15 protein-coding genes and 1 pseudogene are annotated in these 9,508 nt (G+C 42.3%); 9 read left to right on the top strand and 7 right to left on the bottom strand.

The annotated features are described in order from the left end of the window. Window positions 1–43: 43 nt before the first annotated feature. The 3 genes from PX482_RS07380 to PX482_RS07390 are packed head-to-tail and all read left to right on the top strand — an operon-like array spanning window position 44 to window position 1,542. Window positions 44–535, top strand: a complete 492-nt coding sequence (locus PX482_RS07380; RefSeq protein WP_288058494.1) for a DUF29 domain-containing protein — start codon at window positions 44–46, stop codon at window positions 533–535. Window positions 536–545: 10 nt separating this feature from the next. After that, window positions 546–1,031, top strand: coding sequence for a DUF29 domain-containing protein (locus tag PX482_RS07385; protein WP_288035217.1), 486 nt, complete (start codon window positions 546–548; stop codon window positions 1,029–1,031). Between the two features lie 16 nt (window positions 1,032–1,047). Next, on the top strand, window positions 1,048–1,542 hold the full coding sequence (locus tag PX482_RS07390) for a DUF29 domain-containing protein (protein WP_002760027.1): 495 nt from the start codon (window positions 1,048–1,050) through the stop codon (window positions 1,540–1,542). Window positions 1,543–1,551: 9 nt separating this feature from the next. Here the strand turns inward: PX482_RS07390 and PX482_RS07395 are convergent, their stop codons facing one another. From PX482_RS07395 to PX482_RS07420, 6 genes are all read right to left on the bottom strand, one after another. Next, complete coding sequence (locus PX482_RS07395) at window positions 1,552–1,932, bottom strand: DUF7682 family zinc-binding protein (RefSeq protein WP_002735921.1); 381 nt, start codon at window positions 1,930–1,932, stop codon at window positions 1,552–1,554. Window positions 1,933–2,273: 341 nt separating this feature from the next. Next, window positions 2,274–3,326, bottom strand: a complete 1,053-nt coding sequence (locus PX482_RS07400; RefSeq protein WP_288026585.1) for a phosphotransferase enzyme family protein — start codon at window positions 3,324–3,326, stop codon at window positions 2,274–2,276. 46 nt (window positions 3,327–3,372) lie between these two features. Next, window positions 3,373–3,516, bottom strand: coding sequence for a hypothetical protein (locus PX482_RS07405; protein WP_192846056.1), 144 nt, complete (start codon window positions 3,514–3,516; stop codon window positions 3,373–3,375). A 133-nt stretch (window positions 3,517–3,649) separates the two neighbouring features. Beyond that, complete coding sequence (locus PX482_RS07410) at window positions 3,650–4,693, bottom strand: S66 peptidase family protein (protein WP_288026582.1); 1,044 nt, start codon at window positions 4,691–4,693, stop codon at window positions 3,650–3,652. A gap of 54 nt (window positions 4,694–4,747) precedes the next feature. Beyond that, a complete protein-coding gene (locus PX482_RS07415) occupies window positions 4,748–5,038 on the bottom strand; it encodes a hemolysin XhlA family protein (protein ID WP_002760030.1) in 291 nt (96 codons plus the stop codon). A gap of 42 nt (window positions 5,039–5,080) precedes the next feature. After that, complete coding sequence (locus PX482_RS07420; RefSeq protein WP_002765452.1) at window positions 5,081–5,548, bottom strand: CBS domain-containing protein; 468 nt, start codon at window positions 5,546–5,548, stop codon at window positions 5,081–5,083. A 161-nt stretch (window positions 5,549–5,709) separates the two neighbouring features. Here PX482_RS07420 and PX482_RS07425 point away from each other — a divergent pair, with 161 nt between their 5' ends. Both PX482_RS07425 and nadC read left to right on the top strand, forming a co-directional pair. After that, complete coding sequence (locus PX482_RS07425; protein WP_002760032.1) at window positions 5,710–6,276, top strand: Uma2 family endonuclease; 567 nt, start codon at window positions 5,710–5,712, stop codon at window positions 6,274–6,276. A 71-nt stretch (window positions 6,277–6,347) separates the two neighbouring features. Further along, complete coding sequence (nadC, locus tag PX482_RS07430; protein ID WP_002765455.1) at window positions 6,348–7,196, top strand: carboxylating nicotinate-nucleotide diphosphorylase; 849 nt, start codon at window positions 6,348–6,350, stop codon at window positions 7,194–7,196. 149 nt (window positions 7,197–7,345) lie between these two features. On the opposite strand, the gene PX482_RS07435 is transcribed toward nadC, so the two are convergent. Further along, window positions 7,346–8,146: an SAM hydrolase/SAM-dependent halogenase family protein gene (locus PX482_RS07435; protein ID WP_288122260.1), complete on the bottom strand. Its 801-nt coding sequence runs from the start codon at window positions 8,144–8,146 to the stop codon at window positions 7,346–7,348. Between the two features lie 134 nt (window positions 8,147–8,280). On the opposite strand from PX482_RS07435, the gene pirA reads away from it, so the two are divergent. The 4 genes and pseudogenes from pirA to PX482_RS07455 form a co-directional block, all read left to right on the top strand. After that, entirely contained in the window at window positions 8,281–8,442 is a 162-nt protein-coding gene (pirA, locus tag PX482_RS07440; RefSeq protein ID WP_002733724.1) for an arginine synthesis PII-interacting regulator PirA, read from the top strand. 154 nt (window positions 8,443–8,596) lie between these two features. Beyond that, window positions 8,597–8,761 (top strand): DUF8624 family small hydrophobic protein, encoded by a 165-nt coding sequence (locus PX482_RS07445; RefSeq protein ID WP_002760035.1) that lies wholly within the window; start codon window positions 8,597–8,599, stop codon window positions 8,759–8,761. Then, entirely contained in the window at window positions 8,754–9,209 is a 456-nt protein-coding gene (locus PX482_RS07450; protein ID WP_288026578.1) for a GNAT family N-acetyltransferase, read from the top strand. Before PX482_RS07445 ends, PX482_RS07450 begins: the two co-directional genes overlap by 8 nt. A gap of 64 nt (window positions 9,210–9,273) precedes the next feature. Further along, window positions 9,274–9,508, top strand: a pseudogene (locus PX482_RS07455) (hypothetical protein); the annotation flags it as partial.

Below are 9,508 nucleotides of genomic sequence, written 5' to 3' on the forward strand. Positions count from 1 at the left end.
ACCTAAAATCCATTTTTAATTTAATTATAACCAGCTACTTAAAATGATGAATATTACCATCCCAAATCTCTACGATAGCGATTATCAACTTTGGTTAGAAAACACTATCAACCAATTGCGTCGGGGGGATTTTCAAGCGGTAGATTGGCAGAATTTATTAGAGGAGTTGGCAGATTTGGGAAAAAGTGAACGACGAGCATTAGAAAGTTTATTAACTCGACTCCTAGAACATTTACTGAAGTTAACTTACTGGCAATACCAACGGGATTATAATCAAGCTGGATGGAAAAAAGAAATTCGCAATTTTCGGATTCAGATCAAAAAAATTCTTAAAGATAGTCCCAGTTTAAAGTCCTATTTAAGGGAAATTTTGCAGGAATGTTATCTCGATGCTCGCAATCTGCTTATTGACGAAACCGAATTAGATGCCAGTATTTTCCCTCTGGAAGTGTTAGCTAATCTCGAGGAGATTCTCGATCAAAATTGGCTGCCGGATTGGGAAGCTATCAGCAAGGATTCTGAACAGTGCAATTAAGGGGTAAAAAATGATGAATATTACCAGGCCAAATCTCTACGATAGCGATTATCAACTTTGGTTAGAAAACACTATCAACCAATTGCGTTGCGGGGATTTTCAAGCGGTAGATTGGCAGAATTTATTAGAGGAGTTGGCAGATTTGGGAAAAAATAATCGACGAGCATTAGAAAGTTTATTAACTCGACTCCTAGAACATTTACTGAAGTTAACTTACTGGCAATCCCAACGAGATTATAATCAAGCAGCATGGAAAGGGGAAATTAGAACCTTTCGGAAACAAATCAAGAAATTACTGAGAGATAGTCCCAGTCTCAAACCCTATTTATCCGAGATACTTGAGGAATGTTACAGCGATGCTCGGGAGATAATTATTGATATAACCCAATTAGATGCCAGTATTTTCCCTCTGGAAGTGTTAGCTAATCTAGAGGAGATTCTCGATGAAAATTGGTTGCCTAATTGGGAAGCTATCAGCAAGGATTCTGAACAGTGAAATTAAGGAGTAAAAAATGATGAATATTACCATTCCCAATCTCTACGATAGCGATTATCAACTTTGGTTAGAAAACACTATCAACCAATTGCGTCGGGGGGATTTTCAAGCGGTAGATTGGCAGAATTTATTAGAGGAGTTGGCAGATTTGGGGAAAAATAATCGACGAGCGCTTAAGAGTCTCTTAACTCGACTCCTAGAACATTTACTGAAGTTAACCTACTGGCAATCCCAACGAGATTACAACCAAGCAGCATGGAAAAAAGAAATCAGGAATTTTCGCCTACAAATTGCTGATCTTTTAGAAGATAGTCCCAGCTTAAAGTCCTATTTAAGGGAAATTTTAGCAAAATGTTATCTCGATGCTCGCAATCTGATGATTGACGAAACCAGATTAGATGCCAGTATTTTCCCCGTGGAAGTATTAGCTAGTCTGGAGGAGATTCTCGCTGAAAATTGGCTGCCGGATTGGGAAGATATAAACAGCGATAAATCTTCCCAAGCGAACTAAAGATTAGCTTCACCTACCCGGTTTACAAACATTATAATCTTCGTGAGAGATAACCGCTTCTGGGACGAGGAGATTGCCGTGGTCGCGACAGATGAGGCGATAATTGCGGGTAACGGGGATACTGATAATAAAGCGATCGTGTCGCAATCGTTTACCGTGGAAATCTCGATAATTGCGGTGATCTTGCAATCCTTGCAGGATTTCCCTAGCTTTAAGTACCACATTTTTCGGTAATTCCCGCAGATCGATCGGATCTTGGGAAAAAGTGGCTTCCCAGGCATTTTTTTGACGTTTTCTTTCTTCCCAAGCGGCATCTAGTTGAGCGCAATGATGGCAGACTTGGCCATAACCCTTGTGACCACAGGGAAACTTCTTCTTTCTTCTGGACATAATACCATCTGTCTGTAAGGCTGTGAGAGAGTATTCAAAAGCGGTAAAGCTTGCTTCACTTTTGGCAGATGGAGAAGAAAGTCTTTACCTAGTGATTATCTATACTTACCAGCATACAGGGATCGATCCCTCGTTTGGCCATTGACCAGCAAGAAAGTTGATCTTGGTTAGTTGGGGCCGGCTTTTTGGATAAGACTTTTAGGCTTTTTGGCTATCAAAAAGTGCCGGTCATTGGAGTGATCAGGGGGAAAATTCAGGTAATTTTTCCCTGAAAATGGGTAAAACCCCACACCCCACAACCTACCCCCAGGAAATTTGCTCACCAGCAGGATCAAGGCTGCTTAGAATAATTCCCATTCTTGGGTTCTTAAACGTTTGAGAATGGCCAAACGGCTGCTAAAATAATTGGCGCACAGACGACTATAATCGGTTAAACGCAGGTTATTTAAGCTAATTGACCAAGACCAAATATAGGCCGCTTGGGTGAGATACTGAAGACAAGATAATTCACCATCGGTTAAAGGCACTGTTTCATCGTAGCCTTGGATGAAACCATGGCGAACCTGGCGATTTAAGCCGGATTGTAGGGAAACTTGCAGAAATTTAGCGATATCAAAAACTCGCCAACCATAACCGCACTGATCGAAATCAAATAGGGTCATCTGATTATCAGGGGTGATATGCACATTACCACTATGAGGATCGCCCCAACAAATGCTCCAATAGGGAGATTCTGTCGGTAATTTAGCGGTTTCTTCCTCTATTTCCCCAATGGTTTCTAAAACACAGTCTAGGTCGCTCGGTCGTTGGTGCAGAAAAGGTGCGATAATTTGCAGGGAATCGTCGAGAAGATATTTGAGGTTGAGGGGATGACGATAGGCTAGGGTTTGAAAATCTGCTGTCACCCGATGTAAATTAGCCACGATCGCCCCTAAATGATAGGCTTGTTCTATATCTATGTCCCCAATAGCAATTCCTCCAGGAGCATAGGGAAAAAGGACGGCGTAACGTTTCCCTTCCGGAGCCTTAATTTCTACGGATAAATCACCGTTTTTGGTGCGAATTGGCGCAGCGACGGGAACCTGAGAGCGATCGAGATAATCTAATAATTCTAACTCGAAGTCTATTTCCATTTTGCTGCGCCAATGGCAGTGAGACACTCGCAAGATGTAGGGAGTTGTCAGGGTTTCGAGGAGATACACATCACTTAAACCCCGATGCCAAAATTGACAATTTTTCGGTACATCAATCTCGTAACGAGAAAAAACTAAATCTGCTAGGGCAGCAGGAGCAAGAGTGGAGTAGAGTGTGGGAAAAGTCCATTCTCCAGTCCGAAAATTGGCAGCGGGAGAACTAGAAGGCAGTAAATTGAGCGAAGCCTGAAAAGTCGTCACGGTTCCCTCCCGATGCAAGTATGGACAACGCTCGCATCATCCTATTTCATAGCCCACATATATTACAAATTGGTTCGAGCGCTCCGTATATTTCGCTACATTCCTCTGACTTGAAAGAGGGTGTAGGGTCTGGGGTGTGGGGTGTAGGGAAAGAAACCTCTTTCATCTGTGGGGGTGAAAATTTTTTCATCGGGACTGACTCCTTACCCCACAGTTAACTTTACTTTTGTCCAACTACTTATCAGTACCCCAAAAATTAATATAGGAGCTGCTGAAAAAGTCTTTGAGTGGCAACGCTGGAAGAGTTTTTGATGCTTTAACATCTACCTACTAACCGCCGATTCTAACATAGTAATTGTTCCCCGATTAGCATCAAATTCTACTGCAATACCAATAGCTAGAGTCTCGATAATCTCCAAATGTCCGATCATCAAACCTAAACAAGCGGGAATTTTTAAGGGTTGGATGTATTCTCGGATCACTTCTTCTAAAGTCAGGGAACCATAGTCACTATCGGCGCTACAATTGCTACATTGACCGAAGATAAACCCAGCTAAATTATCGAGAATTCCCGCTAATTTTAATTGATTTAACAGGCGATCTATTTCATAAATATCTTCACCAATATCTTCTAAAAATAGGATAGCACTGGTAAAATCTGGTAGATAGGGAGAACCTGCGATCGAGGCTAAAGTGGTTAAATTACCACCGATTAATTTACCTTTTGCTTGACCTTTAGTAATAGTTTGAATCCGATTTTTTACCCGCATTAAACGATTGGCATCATCGGGATCGGGAATATTTCTAAAAGTCAACTTTTCCCCAGAAAATAAAACCTGTCGAAAGCTTTCAGTTTGAGCGGTGCGCCAACTAGAAAAGCCATTGGGAGCATGGAAAGTAACTAAACCAGTTTTGGCATAAATAGCTAATAATAAAGAAGTTATATCACTAAAACCACAGATAATTTTCGGATGACGGCCAATTAAATCGTAATCGAGATAAGGTAATAAACGAGCGCTTCCCCAACCGCCGCGAATTGGTAAAATTAAGGCAATATTATCATCGGCAAAAAATTGATTTATATCCGCGGCTCGCTCGCTATCTTTACCGGCTAGATAACCATAACGATCTAAAGCGTGTTGACCAACTTTTGGGACTAATTTTAAAGCTTTAACTGCTTCAATAACTATATTCAAATCATCTTCTTTAAAAGTTGCCCCCGCCGGACTAATAATACCCACTCCGTCCCCCGGTTGTAGATGTGGCGGTTTAATTAGAGGAAAATTATTACTAACAACTTTTCTAGGAATTAGGGAAAAACTAACAGCAGTTAGAGCGGAATTAATGAAAAATTGACGGCGCTTCATTCTGATAGTTTTTAGAGAAATTGCCAGGGAAATAAGAATTTAAGTAGGTAGGCGTTAAAAATTATCAGATGCCCCCCTTATTAAGGGGGGATTAAGGGGGGATCGAGGGAAAAAAAAAGTTTTCACAATTGCCCCAGCTAAGAGGACAATTAATGCCCAAACCTGATATTTTTGGTTTCCTTCTAATGAGTTTAGTCGATTTTCTATTCCCTCAACTTTTCCCGTTAACACCGCTTGTCCTACCTTTAAATCCGTCACATCTTTTTGTAACGAATCGATTTTACCCTCCATCCGCGTCAAGATAGTTTCTAGGGAATAAGTAACCGTTTCCTGAGATTGATTCATTTGTTCAAGACCTTTTAGTTAATTTTTGCCCTAGAAAAGCAATTATGCTTCCGATTTTGCCATATCGCGAATGATATCGCCGCGGGTGATAATACCAATTACTTTGTGGGTTTCTTCCTCAATCACCGGTAAACGACGCACATGACGATCATACATTAACGAGGCCGCTTCTTTCAAAGGGCGATCGGCTGTGATACTAATAGGTTTATCGGTCATTACTTCCCCCACGGTTTGACCGAGAGCTTTATGGAGTAATTTCTCGTGACGGCTAGGATTTTGTAGATAGATGACACTATCGAGGAGCATAATGTAAGGAGGAGCTTCTACTCCCGTTTCCTGCCACATAAGGTCAGTTTCGGAGATAACCCCAATCAGTCGTATATTGTCATCCACCACGGGTAAACCACTAAACCGCTTTTCGGCCAAAATCTTCACTGCTTCAGACAGAGAAGTGTTAGCGGTGACGGTGATGGGATTGGGAGTCATGATATCGGCAACTGTTTTCGTCATCTTAGCGACCTGCGACAATAATGCTTTCTCTCTCCATCTTATCATTAGGGTAATCAGTCACCGCTTAATTATAACTATTCTTAAATCTTCGGGCGAGAAAATGTTCTAACATAAAAAGGAAATGGGATATTAATTTAGTTAGTTGACAAGGAAAAAGAAAAATGATCGCTCAACCTCAATACCCAGAAAGAATGACCCCGGAAGAGTATCTAGAATGGGAAGCTACCCAGGAATGTCGCCATGAATACATTGATGGGGAAATTATCGCCATGACTGGGGGTAGTCTGCCCCATAATGATATTACCTTGAATTTTTACAGAACTTTATATTCTCATCTCCGTCCGCGAGGCTGTCGAGTGAATGTATCTGATGCGAAAGTACAGGCTAATAATAGTCGTTATTTTTATCCCGATTTGGTGATTAGTTGCGATTTTAGGGATAGAGAATCTCGTAATTTTATTCAACATCCACAAGTGATTATTGAAGTGCTTTCCCCTAGCACAGGAAACTATGATCGCACCAAAAAGTTACAATATTATCGTCAGATTGCCAGTTTACAAGAATACGTTTTAGTCGATGCCGAATCGATCAGTGTTGAGGTTTATCGCCGCGGTGAAGATAAAATTTGGTTTTACTGCGCTTATAGTCAAGGGGAAGAAATTATTCTATCTAGTCTCGATTTTCACTGTGCGATCGAGTTAATCTATGAAGGGATAAGTTTCAATTAAAGAAAGTTTACAAACAGGTCAAACATTCCTAAACTTAAAATAAATACGTCCCGATTTTTTCGATAAATTCTATGTTACCGCCCCTATTAGTTCTTGATCCCTTGTTAGAAAACTGGTTACGAGAAGATCTCGGTAGAGGCGATCGCACCACCCAAGCAATTTTCTTCGGTCATGCTAAAATTGGTCAAGCTAGTTGGATTGCCAAGGAAGCGGGAGTTATTGCTGGTTTACCCGTAGCTGAACGAGTTTTTCAACTGCTTAACCCCACTATTCACTTTACCCCCACCGTTGCCGAGGGGGAATTCTGCCCCAAGTCTAAAGTTATTGCCGAGATAGAAGGTTCCTTCGATGCGTTGTTAATCGGGGAAAGAGTCGCTTTAAATCTTGCCATGCGCTTGAGTGGAATCGCTAGTGCCACTCGTCAGTATGTGGAGAAAATTGCCGATTTATCGACAAGATTGGTGGATACTCGCAAAACTACCCCGGGATTGCGAATTTTAGAAAAATATGCCTCTGGTATCGGTGGCGCTATTAACCATCGTTTGGGGTTAGATGATGCAATTATGATTAAAGATAATCATATTCAAGCAGCGGGCAGCATTGAGGAAGCAGTGCGTCGTGTACGGCAAAATATGCCCTATCCTCTCACAATTGAGGTAGAAACCAGCCAATTAGAAGAAGTGAATCAGGCCCTGCAGCAGCAGGTAGAGATCATTATGTTAGATAATATGGATTTAGAGATGATGCAAACTGCTGTGGAGATGATCCGCAATTTTAATAGTAAAACCAAAATAGAAGCATCGGGAAATATTACCCTCGATCGCATTCGCAACGTTGCCGAAACAGGAGTAGATTATATTTCCACTAGCGCCCCAGTTACCCGTTCTACTTGGTTAGATATTAGTATGAGAATTGATTAAAAAGCTATATCAGTTATCAGTGATCAGTGATCAGTAGGTAGTGGGGTAGTGGGGTAGTGGGGGAATTTCAAGTAAAACCCTAAAACCCTAACACCTCAACACCCTAAACCCCTAAATCCCTATCACCCTATCACCCGACTCCTGAATTCTTACTCCTGACTCCCATCTATTCTAACCTCGATCGCATCGCCAATATTTAGGTGTAATTGCTTTTGGGCGCTACCACTATTGACGGCAATTTCTAACCCCCCGTGACTACCGATAAAAGCGACTATTTCCCCCCAAGGAACATCACTGTAGGTGTTTTTTGCGGGGATAATTTTTGGACCCAACCGCACCGACCAATTTTTTCCCTCTAGGAGATAATCGGGAATATTGCTGATTAAATTGCCGAAAATGTCAATATATTGAATTTGACCCCTGATTTTATCTTCCTCGATTTGCGGAACAGCGATCGCTAATTGTTGCAAGCTATCGGGATCAATAATCTCACCTAACATTTCTAGGGGTACTCCCCGGGCCAAATAAGCGGCCACAGCAGCAAAAATATCACGACCGTGAAAAGTAGTGCTAGGGTTAGGGGTGCGCCAATAGGAAGAATTATCGAGATTAACGGCAGATATAGCGGGAGATTGGCTTAAAATGCCACTAAATAAACCATTATCTGGACCAACTAAATAACCACCGGCAAAACGAATCCCTACCCCGCGTCTTTTGCTTCCTACCCCCGGATCTATAACTGCCAGATGAATAGTGCCTTGGGGAAAGTATTGATAGGCATTCAGGAGAATAAAACGACCAGCGTAAAGGTCTTGGGGCGAAATTTGATGATTCAGATCGATCGTGCGAGCATGGGGGGCAATTCCCGCGATTACTCCCTTGATAATGCCCACATAACCGTCCTGTAGTCCAAAATCGCTAGTAAGGGTTATCAGTGCCTGTTCCGTCATTGACTTGTCACTATGGTTGCCAACAGCTTTAATAAATCTTAACGCCAAATTCAGTAGCTAAAGATACAGTTTCCCAAGGAGAATGTTATGATTTAGATATAAGGTAAGTTAAGTCGCTCAAAAGTCTGTCCACCATGAACAAAAATCGTCAGCAAGTCCTAACACAGGCCACCGTGGCCCATAGGGAAACACTCCGCAGAAATTTACAACACCGACTGGAAGTAGCTAGAGCGCAGGGAAATGAGGCTCTAGTGCGTCAATTGGAAGCAGAGGCGGCCTATTTGCACCTTCGTTAGATTTAATCGGTGTTTAGCCATAGTCTAGTTGTCGGTTTCTAGTGATCGGTATGCCGATCACTTTTTTTTGGGCGAATTTTTTTAAAAAAATTGCCGATATCTCCACTGGCAATCCTTAAAATAGAAGGAACAGCAGTTTAGAGATCAAATAATTATGGCTTTTTTCCGGCAATATATCGCCCCGCTCCTGACTATCTTCGTGTTTTTAGTTGCTCTGGTTGCCACTGGCATCCGGATTTTTTTACCGGCAGATTTAGCGGCACCCGCTCCGATCGAGCCATCCCTGGGCATAATTTTCTCTTATCCTTGGCATGGCTAACCTTCCCGAAGATTATCAGCTGCGACTGGGAAAACCGAGCGATCGCTATCTACTAATTAATTTTCTCACCCGCAGCTATCAAGAATTTTTTCCCGAACAAAAAAACCTCTCCCATCTAGCTGATACAGTCAGACAGTTTTTTTGCCTCGATACTCCCCTGTGGATCGTCGAAGGACAACAAACGGCGATCGCTTGTCTCTGGATGGGGAGCGCCGTCGATCAGGTGACAGGCGATCGCTATGGTCATATTTTCCTAATTTACGTCGATCCCCAGCATCGTCGCCAAGGTATCGCCAGCGCACTAATCGATCGAGCTAAGGATTGGGCAAAAAGTCGCGGACAAACCCGCCTCGGTTTACAAGTCTTCATCAATAACGACAATGCTCTCAATCTCTACCAAAATCTCGGCTTTCAAACTCGCTCTTTGCTGATGTTGAAAAATATTTAAAAACTTTCAGGAGACAGGAGACAGGAGTTAGGAGACAGGAGACAGGAGTTAGGAGTCAGTCCCGATGAAAAAATTTTCACCCCCACAGATGAAAGAGGTTTCCTTCCCCACACCCCACACCCCACACCCTACTGATTACTGTTCACTGATCACTGAAAAGCCGCCAACCCCTGACTCATCAAGGATTACTCAGGATACTGATGCGGACTTTTTCACCATTTTGCAAAGGTTTACTACTATTGACGACGAAACGCTCCCCCGGTTCAAGTCCAGTGAGAATTTCTACTTGACCGTCGAGC

It is taken from the genome of Microcystis sp. M53602_WE12 (genome assembly GCF_030065455.1).
GTDB classification, from domain to species: domain Bacteria; phylum Cyanobacteriota; class Cyanobacteriia; order Cyanobacteriales; family Microcystaceae; genus Microcystis; species Microcystis aeruginosa.

Coding starts and splice junctions, on each gene's coding strand:
- PX482_RS07420 (WP_002765452.1), bottom strand. CDS start 5,548: ATGACGAAAACAGTTGCCGATATCATGACTCCCAATCCCATCACCGTC.
- PX482_RS07390 (WP_002760027.1), top strand. CDS start 1,048: ATGATGAATATTACCATTCCCAATCTCTACGATAGCGATTATCAACTT.
- PX482_RS07450 (WP_288026578.1), top strand. CDS start 8,754: ATGGCTAACCTTCCCGAAGATTATCAGCTGCGACTGGGAAAACCGAGC.
- PX482_RS07380 (WP_288058494.1), top strand. CDS start 44: ATGATGAATATTACCATCCCAAATCTCTACGATAGCGATTATCAACTT.
- PX482_RS07405 (WP_192846056.1), bottom strand. CDS start 3,516: ATGAAAAAATTTTCACCCCCACAGATGAAAGAGGTTTCTTTCCCTACA.
- nadC (WP_002765455.1), top strand. CDS start 6,348: ATGTTACCGCCCCTATTAGTTCTTGATCCCTTGTTAGAAAACTGGTTA.
- PX482_RS07425 (WP_002760032.1), top strand. CDS start 5,710: ATGATCGCTCAACCTCAATACCCAGAAAGAATGACCCCGGAAGAGTAT.
- pirA (WP_002733724.1), top strand. CDS start 8,281: ATGAACAAAAATCGTCAGCAAGTCCTAACACAGGCCACCGTGGCCCAT.
- PX482_RS07435 (WP_288122260.1), bottom strand. CDS start 8,146: ATGACGGAACAGGCACTGATAACCCTTACTAGCGATTTTGGACTACAG.
- PX482_RS07395 (WP_002735921.1), bottom strand. CDS start 1,932: ATGTCCAGAAGAAAGAAGAAGTTTCCCTGTGGTCACAAGGGTTATGGC.
- PX482_RS07445 (WP_002760035.1), top strand. CDS start 8,597: ATGGCTTTTTTCCGGCAATATATCGCCCCGCTCCTGACTATCTTCGTG.
- PX482_RS07410 (WP_288026582.1), bottom strand. CDS start 4,693: ATGAAGCGCCGTCAATTTTTCATTAATTCCGCTCTAACTGCTGTTAGT.
- PX482_RS07415 (WP_002760030.1), bottom strand. CDS start 5,038: ATGAATCAATCTCAGGAAACGGTTACTTATTCCCTAGAAACTATCTTG.
- PX482_RS07385 (WP_288035217.1), top strand. CDS start 546: ATGATGAATATTACCAGGCCAAATCTCTACGATAGCGATTATCAACTT.